General features: G+C 54.2%; 19 protein-coding genes and 1 tRNA gene. 8 read left to right on the forward strand and 12 right to left on the reverse strand.

Features of this window, described 5'->3' with window-relative positions; all coding sequences use genetic code 11:
* The first annotated feature begins 21 nt into the window (after positions 1-21).
* Positions 22-588 carry a hypothetical protein gene (locus ACRZ95_RS09690; protein ID WP_170374931.1) on the forward strand — a complete coding sequence of 189 codons (567 nt, stop codon included), beginning with the start codon at positions 22-24 and terminating at the stop codon, positions 586-588.
* Positions 589-590: 2 nt separating this feature from the next.
* Here ACRZ95_RS09690 and ACRZ95_RS09695 read toward each other — a convergent pair whose 3' ends face one another.
* From ACRZ95_RS09695 to rlmB, 4 genes are all read right to left on the reverse strand, one after another.
* Entirely contained in the window at positions 591-1,061 is a 471-nt protein-coding gene (locus ACRZ95_RS09695) for a CoA-binding protein (protein ID WP_170678354.1), read from the reverse strand.
* 197 nt (positions 1,062-1,258) lie between these two features.
* Entirely contained in the window at positions 1,259-1,711 is a 453-nt protein-coding gene (locus ACRZ95_RS09700) for a YHS domain-containing (seleno)protein (RefSeq protein WP_480554875.1), read from the reverse strand.
* Positions 1,712-1,811: 100 nt separating this feature from the next.
* Positions 1,812-2,093 (reverse strand): hypothetical protein, encoded by a 282-nt coding sequence (locus ACRZ95_RS09705; RefSeq protein WP_170554427.1) that lies wholly within the window; start codon positions 2,091-2,093, stop codon positions 1,812-1,814.
* Positions 2,094-2,102: 9 nt separating this feature from the next.
* Positions 2,103-2,879 carry a 23S rRNA (guanosine(2251)-2'-O)-methyltransferase RlmB gene (gene rlmB, locus ACRZ95_RS09710; RefSeq protein WP_170480235.1) on the reverse strand — a complete coding sequence of 259 codons (777 nt, stop codon included), beginning with the start codon at positions 2,877-2,879 and terminating at the stop codon, positions 2,103-2,105.
* Positions 2,880-2,995: 116 nt separating this feature from the next.
* Here rlmB and ACRZ95_RS09715 point away from each other — a divergent pair.
* A tRNA-Tyr gene (locus tag ACRZ95_RS09715) sits at positions 2,996-3,079 on the forward strand.
* Positions 3,080-3,126: 47 nt separating this feature from the next.
* Here the strand turns inward: ACRZ95_RS09715 and ACRZ95_RS09720 are convergent.
* On the reverse strand, positions 3,127-3,360 hold the full coding sequence (locus ACRZ95_RS09720) for a hypothetical protein (protein ID WP_170678356.1): 234 nt from the start codon (positions 3,358-3,360) through the stop codon (positions 3,127-3,129).
* Between the two features lie 599 nt (positions 3,361-3,959).
* Here ACRZ95_RS09720 and ACRZ95_RS09725 point away from each other — a divergent pair.
* Both ACRZ95_RS09725 and ACRZ95_RS09730 read left to right on the forward strand, forming a co-directional pair.
* On the forward strand, positions 3,960-5,123 hold the full coding sequence (locus ACRZ95_RS09725) for a site-specific integrase (protein WP_170678358.1): 1,164 nt from the start codon (positions 3,960-3,962) through the stop codon (positions 5,121-5,123).
* 104 nt (positions 5,124-5,227) lie between these two features.
* Positions 5,228-5,860, forward strand: coding sequence for a tyrosine-type recombinase/integrase (locus tag ACRZ95_RS09730; protein WP_170678361.1), 633 nt, complete (start codon positions 5,228-5,230; stop codon positions 5,858-5,860).
* Between the two features lie 128 nt (positions 5,861-5,988).
* Here the strand turns inward: ACRZ95_RS09730 and ACRZ95_RS09735 are convergent, their stop codons facing one another.
* The gene (locus ACRZ95_RS09735) at positions 5,989-6,870 is read right to left on the reverse strand and encodes a LysR family transcriptional regulator (RefSeq protein WP_170379999.1); all 882 of its coding nucleotides are present in this window, start codon (positions 6,868-6,870) and stop codon (positions 5,989-5,991) included.
* A 104-nt stretch (positions 6,871-6,974) separates the two neighbouring features.
* Between ACRZ95_RS09735 and ACRZ95_RS09740 the strand changes: the two genes are divergently transcribed.
* The 3 genes from ACRZ95_RS09740 to ACRZ95_RS09750 are packed head-to-tail and all read left to right on the forward strand — an operon-like array spanning position 6,975 to position 8,938.
* A complete protein-coding gene (locus ACRZ95_RS09740; RefSeq protein ID WP_170678363.1) occupies positions 6,975-7,769 on the forward strand; it encodes a VOC family protein in 795 nt (264 codons plus the stop codon).
* A 35-nt stretch (positions 7,770-7,804) separates the two neighbouring features.
* A complete protein-coding gene (locus ACRZ95_RS09745) occupies positions 7,805-8,575 on the forward strand; it encodes a nuclear transport factor 2 family protein (protein WP_170678365.1) in 771 nt (256 codons plus the stop codon).
* A gap of 60 nt (positions 8,576-8,635) precedes the next feature.
* A complete protein-coding gene (locus tag ACRZ95_RS09750) occupies positions 8,636-8,938 on the forward strand; it encodes a hypothetical protein (protein WP_214648679.1) in 303 nt (100 codons plus the stop codon).
* Between the two features lie 138 nt (positions 8,939-9,076).
* Here the strand turns inward: ACRZ95_RS09750 and ACRZ95_RS09755 are convergent, their stop codons facing one another.
* On the reverse strand, positions 9,077-10,570 hold the full coding sequence (locus ACRZ95_RS09755; protein ID WP_170678367.1) for a DUF1254 domain-containing protein: 1,494 nt from the start codon (positions 10,568-10,570) through the stop codon (positions 9,077-9,079).
* Between the two features lie 34 nt (positions 10,571-10,604).
* Positions 10,605-12,116 carry a DUF1214 domain-containing protein gene (locus ACRZ95_RS09760; RefSeq protein ID WP_214648678.1) on the reverse strand — a complete coding sequence of 504 codons (1,512 nt, stop codon included), beginning with the start codon at positions 12,114-12,116 and terminating at the stop codon, positions 10,605-10,607.
* A gap of 96 nt (positions 12,117-12,212) precedes the next feature.
* On the opposite strand from ACRZ95_RS09760, the gene ACRZ95_RS09765 reads away from it, so the two are divergent.
* Positions 12,213-13,235 (forward strand): helix-turn-helix domain-containing protein, encoded by a 1,023-nt coding sequence (locus ACRZ95_RS09765; RefSeq protein ID WP_170469388.1) that lies wholly within the window; start codon positions 12,213-12,215, stop codon positions 13,233-13,235.
* Between the two features lie 177 nt (positions 13,236-13,412).
* On the opposite strand, the gene ACRZ95_RS09770 is transcribed toward ACRZ95_RS09765, so the two are convergent.
* The 4 genes from ACRZ95_RS09770 to ACRZ95_RS09785 form a co-directional block, all read right to left on the reverse strand.
* Positions 13,413-13,814 (reverse strand): RidA family protein, encoded by a 402-nt coding sequence (locus ACRZ95_RS09770; RefSeq protein WP_480554879.1) that lies wholly within the window; start codon positions 13,812-13,814, stop codon positions 13,413-13,415.
* Between the two features lie 362 nt (positions 13,815-14,176).
* Positions 14,177-15,352: an alpha/beta hydrolase gene (locus tag ACRZ95_RS09775; protein WP_170511138.1), complete on the reverse strand. Its 1,176-nt coding sequence runs from the start codon at positions 15,350-15,352 to the stop codon at positions 14,177-14,179.
* Positions 15,353-15,606: 254 nt separating this feature from the next.
* Positions 15,607-16,431, reverse strand: coding sequence for an outer membrane protein (locus ACRZ95_RS09780; protein WP_480554881.1), 825 nt, complete (start codon positions 16,429-16,431; stop codon positions 15,607-15,609).
* On the reverse strand, positions 16,421-17,497 hold the full coding sequence (locus ACRZ95_RS09785) for an AraC family transcriptional regulator (protein ID WP_480554883.1): 1,077 nt from the start codon (positions 17,495-17,497) through the stop codon (positions 16,421-16,423). The genes ACRZ95_RS09780 and ACRZ95_RS09785 overlap by 11 nt, the downstream gene beginning before the upstream one ends.
* Positions 17,498-17,854: the final 357 nt, after the last annotated feature.

Genomic DNA, 17,854 nt, shown 5'->3' on the forward strand with positions numbered 1-17,854 from the left:
TATCGGTCGAGGGACATCACAATGATCAGAGCTTTGGCCTGCGTTCTGGCCCTCGTGACTTTGGGCGCCTGTGCGGCCCCGCCACCGTCCACCGGTGATGAAGTTCAGCGTCTTGCCTCGGAAATCCAAAGCCTCGGTCCCGATATCGACCCGGCTGAGGCCAACCGGGCCGCCCGCATTGCATATTCCTACACCGCGCAGCTGGTGCAGGAATACGAGATCACCGACCCTCCGTTGATCCACAATGCCAAGGTCAACAAGGGCCTGCGCCCGCGTGGGTTATGCTGGCACTGGGCCGAAGATATCGAGCGGCGGTTGAAGCAAGAGAACTTCCAAACGCTGGACATGCATCGCGCCATCGCCAATGCCGACAATCCACTGCGAATCGACCACAGCACAGCCATTATCAGCGCGCGGGGCGAGTCGCTCTATGACGGCGTGGTTTTGGACCCGTGGCGCTATGGCGGGGTTCTTTTCTGGTCTCCACTGCAGGAAGACACAAGATATGACTGGGTCCCGCGCGAGGTTGTTCTGGAAAAGCGCAGGCAAGAGCAGGTGGCCCGCCTCAAGCCCTACCAGGCGCAGTGACGTTATAGCTTGGAAGAAATGATGCCGGTGCTGAAGCCGCCCATGCGCAGCTCTCCGAACAGGCGCTGATATTCGATCTTGGGGCATCGATTCATCACCACATCCACGCCGCGCGCCTCAGCCTTGGCGGCAGCCTCTGCGTGTTCAACACCGATTTGCATCCAGATGGTGCGCAGGGATGGGAATACCTCCAGCGCCTCATCCACGATCGGAGGCACAGCCTCAGAGCGGCGGAAGATATCCACCATATCAACATCTTCTGTGATATCTGACAGGCTGGCGCGCACGGTTTGGCCGAAAAGTTGCTTTCCCGCATGGCCGGGATTGACCGGGATCACGGTAAAGCCTTTCAGCGACAGATAGCGGGCCACGTAGAAACTCGGCCGTACCTCGTTCATGGACACTCCGACCACGGCAACGGTCTTGGTGCGCTTCAGAATGGATCTCAGGAACTTATCAGAATATTCAGCCATACCGCTACCCTATGCGACGGCTGAAAAAGAAAAAAGCGCCCAAGAAACCTTGGGCGCCAGTTGTTGGAACGAGGGACAGTGAAATGACCCGCGGCAGTTCCGTTCCGCGGTCACTGTGACATTTAGGCATGTTTTGGTTAAAAAAAAGAGGGCGTGCGCATTTTTGTGATGACTTTTCACAAACGGCGGAAGGTTGCCTATTCTCGATACAGAATCTCAGGCCAGTTCCCTTCGGCCTGATGGATGTATTCCAACTGATCCTCACGCCATTTCCGCTCAATTTCAGGCGAAAACGTCAAGTAGAGGCGCCCATCCACAACCTGCCAGGCCCCCGGATCGGTTCCCTTAAGGATGCCCTGAGCCATCGCATAGGAACAATACCCCCCGAACTGAGGGGCAAAGGCCCGCGGATTCGACTCAAACATCGCGCGGTTTTCGAGGGACGCGAAATGCCATTCGGCTCCCTTCCACGTCACTGAAATCTCGGGACGGCCCTGCACGGGTATGTCACCCTGAAAATAGGACACGGGATCGTATCCCGCCATCGCAGCCCCCTCGGGCGCGAAATACACGGGCATGGGCTGCGCAACAGCGGCAGAAGCGATAAGAGTGGCGCTCAGCGCGCCAATGAGAGCGTGGCGGATTGGCATAGGTACACCGGAATCATGGACTCAGCGTCTCAATCTGCAACGTTTTGCGCTGCGAGACACCCCAGATGACGTGGTTGTGAACATCCCGAAAGCGCGAAGGTCAGTCAAAGATATCCTCGATCACATCCCAGGCCTCATCCATCACGCGCGAAAACAGGGTTTTCTTCTTTTTCTTGCGCTTGGATTTCGGCTGGGCGGTATGGGATACCGCATGTTTCTTGGGCGCGCTTTCGGTCACCTTGCGCTTGGGCAGCATCTTGAGGTCATGTAACGGCGCGCCGCAACTGGAACAGCTCAACTCATGCCGCTGCTTTCCCTTCAGGACAAGCGCCGCTCGGGTCCCGCAATAACAGCAGGTGGCGATTTTCGATGGGCCAGAAATGACGCGCTCCTATCCTGTGTACCGTGAGGCATATAGGGCAATCGCCGCCGCGTTTGAAACGTTCAAAGATCCGAAACCACCGGCTGCGTCAATTTTAACCAGTTTGTCCACGGTTTCCTTGGTCTTTTGCCGCAATCCAGGGCCTTCTGCACCCAGCACCAGCGCCACTGGACGATCACGTTGATCCCCTATGGCGGCCTCGATCGTATCCTCGGCCTCACCATCGAGACCCAGCACCAGAAAGCCCATGCCCTGCAACTCGACAATCGCGTCGGCCAGATTGCGGACCCGCAAATAGGGCTGACGCTCCAAAGCGCCGCTCGCGGTTTTGGCCAGCGCTCCAGTCTCAGGCGCGGAATGGTGCCGAGTCCCGATCACAGCACTGGCGCCCAGCACCTCGGCCGAGCGCAGAATCGCCCCGACATTGTGCGGGTCTGTCACCCGATCCAACAAAATCACACGTGGGTGTTCGCGCCCGATACAGTTTTCGGCCAATCCGCCCCATTCCAGCGGCTTGACCTCAAGGGCGGCACCCTGATGGACTGATCCCTGATCAATTGGAGCGTTGAACTTCCGTGGATCGACCATCTCGGCCTCGGTGCCCGCAAAATCAATGGCTTCTGCCAGCTTGTCACGGGCATTTCGGGTCACAATCAGGCGCAATTTCTGCCGTTTTGGGTTCATCAAAGCATCGCGCACGGCGTGCAGACCAAACAGCCAAACCGTTTCTGCAGCCGCTGCTTTACGCGCCTGTTCCTTTTCCACGACCCACTTGGGTTTCTTCATTTTATTGGCCTCCGGGCCGGGCGTTCGATTTCCTGCGTCAAAGCGGTATTTTCCTGTTGACGCTCCTTTGGTGCGCTAGTAATCACGCCTCCACGTCAGGTGCAACGCCTGACAGTGGGCGACAGGCCGCAAGGTGTGGCAGGGGACTGTAACTCCCTCGCGGAGACGCACGCCTGGTTCGATTCCAGGGTCGCCCACCACTTTCTCTAGCAGAAAATTTTGGCAAATCTATCAGTGCAGAAATCTATTAGTGTAGACTGAGAAGAACTTCGATATCGCGGCGGCTCAACCGACGCAGAAGTGCCCTGTCTTCTGCCAGAAGAGACTCACCGCCTTCGATCTGTTTCTCAAGAAACGCGGCGATTTCGCTTATGGGCTGATAGTAGAGGTCGATCTGCTGTTTACTCAGATCTTCAACCAACTTCCGGAGGAGTTGTTTCTGCTTTTCCGAGTCAAGATCTTTGCGCTTGTCTTCCAACATGGCCATTCGCTTCGTTTGTTCACACCCAAATTGTAGGACAGTGCGGGCGTTTGACAACGTCGTACCGCGCGGCTTCTACGCAAGCCCGAGTTGGGTCGGTAAGCGTGACATCGTGCCAAAAAAGACGGGGCGCGCTGGAAACAAAGCGCGCCCCTATCTCAGGGAGGAGAAACCGATCTCGCGTTCGAAACACACCATGAACGCTAACTCGTTATAGGCATGACTATGGCGGTTTTCGGTTTTGGGTTCTGTAGTGTTGTTCACATAGCGCACAAAGTTTTCAGTTTATTCGAATGCGCCAAGCCTTGTTGTAACCAAGCGCGCTTGATCTTTGCTCCACAAGATAGATCGAAATCGACCATGAGCGTAGATTAGCATACTGTTTTTGCTTTAAAGTGGTGCCCCCACACGGACTCGAACCGCGGACCTACTGATTACAAATCTTATCACCATATTTTCGATAGCATTATATCCAATTCGATTGGGCAGTATATTCTCTTAAATAACAGAAGTTTTAGCGTGCAGAGGTTTCTTAAAGACCCTTCCCAACCCTCCGCACTTTGCTTACCTTGTGCTTACCCAATCCGTCCGAGACCAATATGCCCAACGTCAGATTAACAAAATCAAGTGTCGATCGCCTTTCAGCAACAAACCGGGACACGATCTATTGGGACGACGGTCTACCTGGTTTTGGACTTCGCGTGAAAACGACCGGCGTCAAAAGCTTCTTAGTTCAATATCGCAACAAACAAACCGGTCGGTCGAAACGCAAGACACTTGGGCGATATGGGCCGACCTTGTCTTTGGGCGCCGCCCGCGAAATAGCACGCGCGCTTCTTGCTGACGTGGTACGTGGCGCAGATCCTGTCGCAGATGCGCAAAGCATAAGGCATTCACCAACGGTGAGCTCACTTGCCGAGCAATACATGACCGAACATGCGGAACCGAAGAAACGTCCCGGTAGCGTTCGGAATGATCGGTCAATGCTGGACAGATACATTCTCCCCAAGCTTGGGGATCTTAAAGTCATTGAAGTGACGCATCAGCATGTTCAGAAGCTTCACAATCAAATGCGTGATACGCCCTACCAAGCCAATCGCACTCTGGCGCTCATGTCGAAAATGTTTGGACTGTCTGTGCGCTGGGGTCAGCGTTCTGACAATCCGGCGCGCGGCATAGAAAAGTTCCCCGAGGAAAAGCGGGACCGCTGGTTGTCAGATGGTGAGCTGCAAAGACTTTTGGTGGCTCTGTCAGAGCATCCAAATCAGGTTGCAGCGAACGCTATTCGCCTGCAGCTCCTGACAGGCGCACGGATCGGCGAAGTGCTGAAGGCAAAATGGGAAGACTTCGATTTGGACCGCGCGGTCTGGACAAAGCCGTCGCACCACACAAAGCAAAAGCGACGAGAGCACCTGCCGATTTCGTCAGCAACCTGTGATTTGCTTGCGGCAATGAAAGCAGGGGCATCTCCTGAAAGTCGTTGGTTGTTTCCGGGACGCTCTCCGGACCAACCGTACAAAGATCTGAAGAAATTTTGGAGCTCGGTCACCACATCAGCAGGCCTTCAAGACTACCGTATCCACGACAATCGGCATACGCATGCGTCGCATCTCGTTTCCAGCGGTCTGAGTTTGCCTATAGTTGGTCGATTGCTTGGACACACGAACCCGTCTACCACGCAACGCTACGCGCATCTCGCAGATGACCCGTTGCGGCAGGCAGCGGATGTGATGGGTAAGAAGATCAGCGGTGGCAGTTCCTGAAACCTGAGAATTTCCTGTGCTGAAGACACGCGAGTGGCAATTAGACTGCAGCTGTCGGCACAGTGTCGATGTTTGGGACGGAAGGGAATGGACGGAGATATAAGATGTCCAAATCTCTACTTCCCGTTGTCACAACGCGTCGTCCGCCTTGGAACAAAGGCAGACTAGTCGGACAGAAGCGGCCATTGCAGGCAAAGCAAGTCTGGGCCATTCGCGCTCGGCTCGAACTTGCAAACAAGCTGAGAGACCTAGCCTTGTTCAATCTTGCCATCGATAGCAAGTTGCGCGGGTGCGATCTCGTCCGCCTGAGGGTTAACGATCTCGCCGTCGGCAATTCTGTTCGCGATCGGGTATCCGTTGTTCAACGTAAAACTGCGAAGCCAGTGCAATTTGAAGTGACGGAGAATACACGTGAAGTCGTGTCGCAATGGGTCTCTTCTCAATATATGCATGGACAACGGTATCTGTTTCCAAGTCGTATGCATGCTTTGCCGCATCTTTCGACCCGGCAATACGCTAGGCTTGTCCGGGAATGGGTGTCAGCGATTGGTCTCGATCCGTCCAGCTACGGCACGCATTCGCTTAGGCGCACCAAAGCGGCTTTGATATACAGAAAGACCGGAAACCTACGTGCCATTCAACTTCTGCTCGGTCACAGCAAAGTGGACAGTACGGTGCGTTACCTTGGCGTCGAGCTTGAAGACGCGCTTAGTATTGCCGAACGCATCGATCTTTAACCTTTTAGGCGGGCGGGATCGTCCGCTCGCCGCTCCCAAGCAGACTTTCGGAATCTCCCGTTAATCTTCCGCTTCGAGCCCATACCTACCAAATGCTGCGCATAGCGCGAGTGACTGCTTTGGACTTCCTACGCTCGAATCTCTTCACGCATAAACTCGACAAAGGACTTAACACGCGGCTTTCGAAAGGCCGAAGGCAACTGCACGCTTTGGATCGGCAAAGTGCGGGAATGGAACTCCGGAAAGAGTTGCACAAGACGTCCGGTTTCAAGGTCGTCCCCCAAAAACACATCTGGGCATATGAAGATGCCGCTCCCTGCGCGCGTCGGAACGAGGCAGGCGGGAGGACTGTTTGCGAGAAATGGGCCAGAGACAGGCACCTGCACGGTTTGCCCTTCGATCTGGAAGGGCCAGCGGTTTGGATCCGGGTTGTTCGCATCTCGAATGCAAATGTGGTCCGAGAGTTCCGCAGGATGTGAAGGTGCGCCATGTTCTTCAAGGTAGGAAGGGGTCGCGACGACTTTCATATGCGTTTCACCAAGCTTGCGAACGACCAAACTGGAGTCACTGAGCGCGCCGATCCGTATTGCGATATCGAAACCGCCCTTGGCCAGATCGGCATAATGATCCGACAAGTCCAATTCGACCGTGACGTTCGGGTGTTGCTCTACGAAGCGGCTTGCTGCTTTAGCCACCGCCGTGTCGCCATAGGTAAGGGGCGCGGCCACACGAACGATGCCCTTCAAGCCCTCTGAAGCGTCAAACTCAGTCTCCAACTGCTCCATCTCAGCCAGCACTCGTCGCGCTCCTTCCAGATATCGCTCCCCCTCGTGGGTCAGCGACATAGACCTGGTGGTGCGATGGAGAAGATTCAGCCCAACCATGTTTTCGAGCTGTGCGACACGCTTGCTGACCAGCTTGTTTGAAATGCCAAGCCGTTGTCCGGCGGCGGCAAAAGAACCGGATTCCACAACAGCCACGAAGCTCTGCATCCCGTCGATCCGGTCCATAGAATTGTCTCCATTTGCGCGATACACACTCGCTCTTATCGCCATTTTATGGAGAAAAGACCATCGCTAAGTTCCTCTCAAGCTTAATCGCAGGAGAAAAGAACATGGCAGCGTCAGACGCCCCCATCTCAATAGGTCAGGTCGCCCTGACGGTGCGCGATCTGGATAAGACCGCCACCTTCTATGAAGACGTGATTGGCCTCGGCCTGATCGAACGCGACGGTGAAAGCGCCTACCTCGGCACCGAGGCTGGAACGCTGATCGAGCTGCGCCAGGACCGAAACGCCAAACCCTTTCCTAAAGAGGCGGGGCTGTTTCACACGGCATTTCTGTTGCCTTCCAAACAAGACCTCGGCGCATGGCTGATCTACGCGGATGAGCGCGGTGTTCGCCTGGACGGGGCATCCCACCACGGTGTCAGCGAGGCGCTTTATCTGAACGATCCCGAAGGAAACGGCATCGAAATCTATCGTGACCTGCCTCGCAAAATGTGGAAACGCGAGGGCGATACCGTCCACATGACAACACACCCGCTCGATCTGAAGTCACTCACGGAAGATGCCATGCAGTGGCAAGGCGCACCGCAAGGCACAGTCATTGGACATGTTCACTTGCGTGTCGGTGATGTCAGCAAAGCAGCGAAATTCGTTACTGACGAACTGAGAATGGTGCAGACGTTTGAGCTGCCCTCGGCCCGCTGGTTCGGGTCCGGTGGCTATCATCACCACCTAGCTACAAACGCATGGCAATCCAAGGGAGCAGGCTCGCGCTCTGCTGGAGCCACTGGTCTCGCAAGTGTTGGGCTGTTGGCAGACCCCGCAAATCTCACGCCCGGCCACAAGGTCGATCCATGGGGCACAGAATTCACGATCACCTCGGCGCAAGCCTGCGCCGCGTGAATGTCGTCAAATCAAACCAAGAGAGGACTACAACAATGACACCTAAAGAACTCGTATTGGATGCTTTAGCCGCCATTTTCGTCAACTTCGACGCAACCGCCGCCGAACAACTGCTGGCAAATGACTATATTCAGCACAACCCTGCTGTCCCCACGGGTGCCGCACCGATCCTCGGGTTTATCCCCGGTCTCAAGGAAAGCGGGATCGAGGTGGACATCCACCGGGTGATCACGGAGGGCGATATGGTCGTCCTGCATACGACCTATAACAACGCCCAGGCGTTTGGTGCAGACACCTTGGTTGGCTTTGATGTCTTCCGCGTCGAGGACGGAAAGGTTGCAGAACACTGGGACAACCTGACACCAATCACACCGCCGAACCCGTCGGGTCATACTCAGACCGATGGTCCAACTGAGATAACCGATCTGGATAAGACCGCTGAGAACAAGGCGCTGGTCACAGACTTTGTGCACACCATCCTGAAGGATGGCGACGTTGACCGGATAACCGAATTTCTGTCGACGGAGACCTACATACAGCACAACAGCAACATTGCTGACGGTCTGGACGGTTTGGGTGCGGCTCTTGCAGGCATGGCCGAGCAAGGCATCCAGATGATCTACACGGACGTCCACATTGTTGTGGCCGAGGGCAACTTTGTCTTCACCGCCTCCGAGGGCACGTTTGCCGACAAGCCGACTGCCTTCTATGACCTGTTCCGCGTCGAAGACGGCAAGATCGTTGAGCATTGGGACGTAATCGCGGACATCCCGTCCGAGATGGCCCACGACAATGGAAAGTTTTGATCGGGTGCCATCATGAAAGCGTTCTTGATCACCCTGATAATGCTCGTAGGAGGTAACGCAATGGCACAAGACGTCGGCGTCATTGAAATTGTGACGATGGACCTTGCTGAAGGCGTTACACCGCAAGAGTTCGAACCTGTTGATAAAGTCATCGAAGATGAGCATGTCAGCAAACAACCAGGCTTTGTCTCGCGCCAAGCTGCATTCACAGATGGCAAATGGGCAGTGGTAGTTAACTGGGAAAGTGCCGAAGACGCCCAAGCGTCCATGGATAGCTTTGCATCAGCACCCGCTGCTGAACGATTCATGAGCATGATCGATGCAACCACAATGTCGATGACACGCTACAATTTAGCGCGATAGCAGACAAACAGAAGGGCGGCACTACGAGGTAGTTGCCGCCCTCCCCTGGTTGTTGTCGCGTTGTTCGGGATGCGCACTCACATGGCACGACATCTCGTTCTCGATAGCGAACTGTTAGGGTGCTAAATTGACAGTCTATCACTCCATAAGTTCGATCTCGCCCGGGCGCCACGATCCGTCGAACCAAGGCTCGAGAGGGCCATACAATCGCAGTACGGTCGACCAAGATTTGCCCGGCATCGTCTGTATCCAGTTGCCCTCTTTGCCTTCAGGCGCTTCAGGCGCGAACCAGACAGTGTAACTTCCGTCTTCATTCGCTTCCAATGTAGCTTGGTTGCTGTCGACCCCTGCGAGTTTCTGATCAGTTTCGAGCAGTGAACGGGTTTGGGTGTCGTAAACGACGAAAGACCAGTAATCCTGCGCGGGCGGATTTGGCGGGATGGTGACGGAATAGGTGTTGCTCCCATCGAAGTAGTTCCCGTCACTGTCCCGGTTTGCCAGCGCATATTGCGACCCGACACCAACCTTTTGTGCAACCATGGCAGGCGTAATGCCAGTCGCGTAGTAGTGGAACAGGGTCCGCGCATCGAGGATTTTCACGTCCCCCGCCTGGAACTCATGATTGCCACCGACGAACGCCGTCTTCCAATACCCTTCGTCATAGTAGAATGGCGCACGCGAGCGAGGAGCAAAATTCAACGACTTAGCCGCCGCCGTGCCCAATGCGACTGCCTCTGTGAGCAGCAGCCTCAGTTCGTCATCGGGTTCAAATGGTTCACCTTTTCGGATACCCAGCGAGAACATTGCTCCCATCAATTCATCGGGAAGTGCTCCTTCCGCTTCGTTGTCTACAACGGCCTTCATCTCTTCAAAGAAGGAAAAGTCATTGGCGTGTATCGTGTTGAACTGAAGATCAGTCAGGTTCACAAATTCCTGATCGGGCGGCGCGTCGCGGTCTTCCCACCGGTAAACACGAAGAGTTTCCTTCACACGATCCACTGCGGCTCCAACGCCGTCTTCCCCATAAAACGCACGCAACAGAAACCAGTTCCGATAGCTTGGCGGCTTCACAATATAGTAACCGTCGTCCGGCAACTCACCTTCATAGTCGGGCGGAACGATCAAGAACTTCCCACCCTCGCCAGCGTCAGGCCCAGCATTCCCGATGTCAGTGACATAACGCATATAGGCATCGTTCACGAACCCCAGCATGCCCGGCGGCACGTCGTAAACCACTGGCCCTTCGGACAGGTCCGTACAGTTAAGAATGTAGATTGTCGTGGTGTTCGGCGTGAGAAGAAGCGAACGGGCGTTATACAGGTCTTCAAAGATCCCGATCTTCATCGGATCAACGCCAGCGCCCTCTTCGAGCCCGTGACACATTGCATATGTTGAGGCTGCAGGCATTCCATCCATGAATACCTGCATGCCACGCAAGAAATTTAATGCGTTATACGACAGCTTAGCTGTATCCGGCGTCGGCAAGCCGTCAAAATATTCCAACGTTCCAAATCGTGTCTCCACCTGATCCGGTACGATTATGCTATCCGGAACTTCAGCCTTGTACTCTTGGGCTGGAGATTGCGATGCGAGTACCAGGGCGGTCAGCACGGCTAACGACTTTGTTTTCATTGTTCACTCCATTGGGAATTTTTGTTTGTTTTGATCAGTTTACTTTTTCTAGATCGCCCAGCATCCAGCCACTTTCCAACCATCCGTCTTGCGGCCCATATAGACGGAACAAAAGGAAGTACGGCTCTGTGGTTGGTATCCAGTTGCTTTCCTTGCCTTCCGGTGCCTCCGGTCCAAAAAAGATGTCGTAAGAACCGTCTTCATCGGCTTGCATAGAGTCTGTGTCGCGCTCGGACAGACCCACTGGATCAACGTTCCGGATGAAGCTCTTGGTCTCCATCGAATAAACAATCACGGACCAGAAATCGTCGGCAGGTGTGTCTGCTGGCACGTTAAGTCTGTAAGTCTGATTGTGGTCGTACATGTCGCCGTCGCTGTCGCGAAGGCCCGTCAGATAAAAGGTACCGCCACCGAGTTGTTTCGGCAGGTACGTGATCCAGAAGTAGCTGCCGCCCGCACGCGCATCCACAAGTACCTCTGTCTCAGTCTCATACGGGAAGCCTGCCTCGGGTTGACCTTCGGCAAAGTCCCATATCAGCCACTGGCTTTTCATCTCGCCGCTATCGTCGACCCAGAGCGGTATCATGGCTTTGCCGGGCGTAACAAAGTAGTTCTGCATAGAGGCATACGCCAACAACAAACCCTCATTCATTGCTTTCAACTGAATTTCCGATGGTTCGAAAGGTTTTCCCTTTTCGATCCCGAGATCCTTCAGGAAATTTACCATGACCTTGTCTTGTTGTCTGACGGGGTTGTTTTGAACGTAATCATTCAAGTCCTGAAAGAAGGTCTCGTTGTAGTATGGAAGCGAGTCGTACGGCACTTCTGACGCTTCGAGATAGTTGTTGGGTGGTGGATTGTCAGCCTCAGACAGGTAGTACACTTTGATCGTCTGAGCGTACTCGGCCGCATCGGTGTCCGTTCCGCCATTCGTCAGTTTTGGCCGGAACGAAAAACCATATTCGTAGGTATCTGTTTCAAAGGGAAGGTATCCCGCTTCAGTTAATTCCTCCAGCGACATTTCCCCTTCGTAGCCTGGGGGTAGCATGAGGTACTTGCCGCCGGCACCTTCATCGAAACCATCGGGACCTACGTCCACAATAGGAACATCCCAAGCATTCACGATTGTACCGAAGTAGTTCACCTTGTCGGTGGCAGCGGGCACTTCAATGACAAGGGGACCGGGTTCGGAGGTCATTGAAGCCCAAGCATAGGCCGTAACATCGTTGGCCGTAAGAAACCCATGTTTGGAGTCGAACGGCTTGTTGAGATAAATGATGTCATTGTAGTCGCCACCGAGGTCGCGGCGAATGCCCTTGAGGAAATCGATCATACCGGCGGCAGGCATTCCCCAGATGGCCGTCTGGGTGGCACGCTGCACCATAATCTTGTACTCGATGTCCTCGACCTCGGCTGATCGTGCAAGGATGTCGCCCGTGTCGTTGAAGGACTGGGAGAAAACTGGTGAAGCAGAAATACCTGCGCCGAGCACCATTCCCAAAAAATGCATCGAAAAACCGCCGTGTAATGGCCGAAGTATTTTCATATTGCAATGCTCCCTGCTGTTTAGGGAAAGCTTGCACATCCGTTCAGCCGATGCGTATCATTTCACGACACGCGGGCGAACAAGCGGGTTGACGGATTGAACCTACCACCGATGATTTCGGCTAAGGCCTTGGGCGCGATGCCCCAGTTTGTGCTTGAGGCCGCTGGGGAAAGACGCTTGTTGCGTGCTTTTGACTCTGCCGATCTTCCTGTTCACTTCATTGAGGAAAGAGGCGGTTACATCTCGGAGCATGCCTTGGCGACCTTTGTGCACGAAGCCGCACGATCCACGGGACAACAAAACATCGGATTGTTGTGGTCACCGTATCTCACTGTCGCTGACTACGGCGCCTGGGGGAGTTACGTTCTTTCTGCTCCAACGCTGGGGGCAGCGCTAATACGAGCTTCTGCCGTCATGCCATTTCATTCGTCTACGGATCGCGCGTGGCTTGAAACTTCGGGCACAAGCGCGCGCTACTGTTATCGTTTTGGACTTCGCTCGCATTTCGCGTATCCGGACATCGGCTTCTCGGCCGTTGGGGTTTTTTTGAGCATATTCCGCGCGTATTTAGGAAGCGACTGGAAGCCATCTGCCGTGCTCTTGGACTTCCCGAAGGTTCCTGGATTTGTCGAGGCAGAAGACACCTACGCTTGTCCTGTAATCTGGAACGCCTCCCGGCTTGGGGTTGATTTTGATGCATCGGCTTTGCGAGCCGAAACCACGCCCAAAAAACTTACCGGCGGCTCGACAACCGTCGGAGATATTTCTCGCGAACGATTGGGCGGCCCACCTCAAACACTTAGAGGACAAGTCGAGGAAGTGGTTTGGCAACAACTTCATCGGGAGGAAATGTCGATTGATGCCACCGCGCGTTCGCTCGATCTTGGCGTTCGCACACTACAACGGAAGTTAGCAACCGAAGGGGTTCGTTTTCGCGAAATCGTCAACGATGTCAGGGTAGCAAGGGCCGAGGAACTCCTCACAGATACGCGCGAGACAGTCTCCAGTATCTCCTCCATGCTAGGATATGAAACCGCAAATAATTTCAGCCGCGCATTTAGGAAGGTGACGGGACTGACGCCCTCTGACTATCGCAAGATGAACTCCGACAATAGTTGACTTGTGGGTCGCGAGAGCAATCTTCCAATGTCTGCTTTGTCCGCATAGCCGACTTTGATCCAATGGCAAAAAAGTCCGCGAAGCAGACGCTCAATCAAATTTGCCGAACGACCGTTCCGAGCCCAAAGTGCTCAATGCTCTGTAGCGATTGAATGTCAGCCTCGACCACGGAATGACTTAGCGATTGTCGCCCGAAACGACCGCGTCCACTTCGATTTCGACAAGCCACTCTGGGTTCACGAAGCGTTCAATGGCCATGATTGTGTCCACTGGGCGGGAGTCTTTGCAGTATTGTTTTCGGGCTTCGATTGCTTCCTTCCAGTTTTCGATGTCGGTCAGGATGACGCGTGTTCGAACAATGTCCTGCAAACCGGATCCCGCGTCTTCGAGCGCGGACTTGATGATCTCAAAACACTGTTTCGTTTGTGCATAGACGTCTCCGATGCCGACCGTCTTGCCGTTTGCATCGACCGGTGCAGTTCCTCCCACAGCGATAAATGGGCCAACCCGAACCGCCCGGCTGAAACCGACAATTTCCTCCATCGGGTTTCCATTGGAAATAAGTCGTCTTTCGTTCATGGCTCATCCTCCCAAAGCAACTGAACCTTATGACAAACTTCCTCGTCAATCAGGTTCGAAATCGACTACGACCCTTGACGGATTCTTCTGACCAATGCGAAAGCAGCCATTTATGGTTGGCTTTGGCATGGCAGTTCCGTCCCGCACAGCAGACATTAAAGCATTGGACAGCGAATGTTTTCTTCGAGCCCACTTCAACCGATGCTGCGCGTTGCTCGAACGTCAGCTTTGCGCTGAGCATTCTAGGTGCGTTGTCAGGCTCATAGATTAGTTCCAGAAACTGGTTCTAATGGTTCTAATGGTTCTAATGGTTCTAATGGTTCTAATGGTTCTAATGGTTCTCACCCGTTGGAATCCCAGTACTAGCTGCCACTACGATAGCGTTGTAGTGTCTGCGGATAGTTCGGCGGAAAACTCCAGACAGCTTCGCCCGGAGCGCGCACAAGCCCGCGCGCTTCAGGATCTCGGTCTGTAAGTAGAGAAATGAACAGGTCGCTGCTGGCCCATGGCGAAGATCGGAAATACCAATGCCCGTTTCCTGTATCGGCCGCTTCGGCCTTGGTCACGTCAATGATATGTAGGGTTTTCATCTCAGACAGTCGGCGCTGGAACAGAGACCCATTTATTGCTTCATCGGAAACCTGACCCAAACGGTCGCGGCCGAAGACCAACCGTGACATCGCCAGCGCTGAATCGGTCTGCGATTGATAGAGTGTCACATCTGTAACGGCATCCAGAAGGCCGTCTTCTATTGATTGCAAAAAGTAGCTTCGATCAAGATCGCTGCTGATCAGGATCAGCCGTCCCAGCCGCGGCTTTGGCCCAGGCCGCAGAGCAATCTGATAGGCGGCTTCAAATGCGAGCCTCGAGCCTGCGCTGTATCCTATGAGATGAATTCGTCGGGCGTTAGTGTTTTCCGACAGGTATTCGATAAGAGACCGCAAATTGCGGCGCGTCGCCAATGCAGATTCCTGATCCCGGAAATACGCCAGGCGATTGGGTGTAGCGGGCCAGTTGTAGCTGATGAAAGCGCCCTGATAGCCCAGAAAGTGCTGCAACTCTTTGGAAACAAGGGTCGAGTAATCAAAATCGACATTGTAGCCATGGACATAGATGAAAATGTCCTTGTTGCGAGAGGCTGCAAGGTGATCGTCAACCCGTTGGGCAAACCGAAGACCGGCTGTCTTCATCTCCTGTTGTGAAGGTGGATCGTTCATGTAGTGCGTGACGCTGAACGGCATGACACCAATCTCTTGTACGTCGGATACGCTGAGCGTGTATTCCTTAGCGCGGTCGCGCGTCATAGTAACGTGGCGAAGCTTTTCCAGCGTCGCCAGTGGGGGGGTGCTTTGCACATCGGCAACGCCGGTGCGCAGAATGTGACCGCGCTCATTATTATAATAGGCTTGTGGGTCGCCAGGAACCGCAGGCAGCCGATCTGTGGCGTAGAATAGCTGCGAACGCTGAACGAAATTGTCTGCCGTGATGTCCGTGTAAGGGTCAAAAGCAGCCTCGGCATAGACCGTTGGGGAGGGCATCAGTTCAATTTCGTCGTAGACATTTGGCCCGCAGGCAGCGAGGACACAGAACGAACACACGGTTGCCGCAGGCAAAGCCCTGGTAGTCAGTTGCCTCGTCGTTCCTTTCCTCAATTGCCTTTGTCCGTCTGTTCGCATCCGGCTACAATTGTCTGTCCCAAGCCTGTCGGTACCGCTGCTCGCGCCTTGACGCAACTTCGCTACTTCAAACCTGTTTGTGTTAGGCATAGCCGCTTTTCGCATGGTGCCCTTACTCAGAAGCTGTAGGTCACACCCAACACGGGTCCGGATTGTGAGAGCTTGAACCTGCTGTCACCTTCACCTTTGTCGACCATGATGTAGCGATAACCTGCGCGCAAATTCCACTTTGGAGTGATGGCATAACCCACCGTAGCTACAAATTGCGCCGTTTCGCGATTTGAGCGAAATCCGCCGTAGTCAGCCAGGGCAATTGCTGACCAGCGGTCATTGATCTGATACCGGAGGCGAGCTGCAATCAGGGGGTCGATCCAATCGTCACTTGTTCTTGCACTTGGTGCCGGGCTGGGGCCACCGACCAGAGTGATTGTGCTGCTGGTATCAAACCAACGAAACCCACCCCCGAGATCGACGTCCAGAGCTTGGTCCTGATAGACCGTGTACGCCGCATACCCGCTGAAGAACTGTGTCTTCAGGATGGTTTCTGCGCCGCTGAACACCGGGCCAGGGGTGTCGCCTTTAAATGTCAGATCTGTGCGCATGTAGTCTGCGATCAGTGACCATCGACCGTGTCGCGCCTCAACCGTGCTCATAAAGGCGAGGTCTAGATTATCAAGTGCGTCGCTGAAGCTCAGTTCCGACTCTAAGGGGCCAATAGTTGTCTCGGTATCTGCGCCATAGATGTAGAAGCTGCCGTAAAAGCTCCAGCCAGAGTCCTGAGCCACTGCTGGAGATCCGTAGAGCAGCGTAGTCGGCGCAACTAGAAAGCTGCACACGATACTCCTTACCTGTGTGAATTCCACGATCTGCTCCCCTTTTTTGATCCCAAGATTGAAGCGCGGCAAAAAGGTGAGCCGCGTCGTATTCCTGTTACGTTTCACAATCGCATTCGACCGGGTCGAGTATCGGAACAGATGCCTTAAGGCTATTCATTTCACGGGTTCGAAACTCTGAGGGTGTCTGACCCGTCCATTTCTTGAAGGCCCGTGTCATGGCCGTCGCGTCAGAATACCCCAACTGAGCCGCGATATCGCCCATTGAGATTTCAGACTTTGAAAGCAGGCGCTTCGCCCGGTCACATTTAGCTTCGATAACGATGCGAGACAGTGATGTCCCATAGGCAGCAAGCCGTCTGTTGAGAACCGCGCCTCGAAAACCGCATGCCTTGGCGAGCGTCGTAACCGACAACTCCGTGCGCCCGACCATTGAGTAGGCAACGCTTTGGATCGAACTCAGCAAATCTGTAGGCACTGGGTTTTTTTCGTCCTGAGTGGTCGACACGTACTCGGTTGAGGTTCGGTTAACCAGTTCAAATAAAAGCCAAGCACTTGGGAAGCGGATGGAATACCCGTCTGAGCCCGCACCTATCGCCCGGATACCGTAGAAGTAAGACGGGAGAAGATCAGGACGGTTCACACGCACAAGAACCTTATTTGCTTCCCAACGCTGACCTGCAGTTTCGTGCAGCAACGTAGCCCATCGGCTGATCTGAAACGCATCCATATAGGCGGGCGAACAGCATGGCGTGAATCTGCGTTTGGCGGACAGCACGGCGAACTCGCCAGAGACATCAAGTGTCATGGTGACCGCATTTGTGTTGTTTCCCGCATGAACGCAGAACCTGGCAATGAAATCAGCCAGCGATTTTGCGACGCGAAAGGCCTGTCCGAATGGGGATGCAATCGTCGGATCTGAAGTTTGACCAACAAGTGCTGGAAAGTCTGGGGATGTCTTTTGTGCGACGGCTTCAAACACGGCATAGACAGTGTCGTGCGGAATGAAACAACTCGGAGCGCTCAACTCCGAGAAGGATAGATCGAATTCCGCAAGGAGACTTTCTACAGATTGACCGGATTCTTGAAACGCAAGCAAAAGCGGGACGATGACCCGCCCGCGTGTAAGCGGTGGTGTTCTGTGTCGAGCATGCGCGTCCTGCCCTGTCATCATAACTCCCTTAAGACACCGCAATTGAAAGGCCGGGCACGTCAAGCATAGACCAGCGCGGCTCTGTGTCCCTGACCTGCGTCAAAGCCGAAGACACTTTTTTGAATGAAAAAGTCAGGTGCCCGCTCGCAGAGGCTCAATGGAATTAAACCACGCCAACTGCAGAGAGCAGTCTAGCAAACTGGCACCACTGCATGAACGATAGGCCCGCCGCCGGGTCAATTTTAATAGAGAGCCTCTAGTTGTTGGCCAAAGTGCTATCGCTACCTGTCATTTTTGACCAGTTTTCGGAGGCGGTCGCTCCAATCTGTCAGGGCATACATTCGAACTTTGTGGTTTGTTGGAGAGAGATGGCCAAGG

The organism is Ruegeria sp. AI3 (assembly GCF_056541245.1).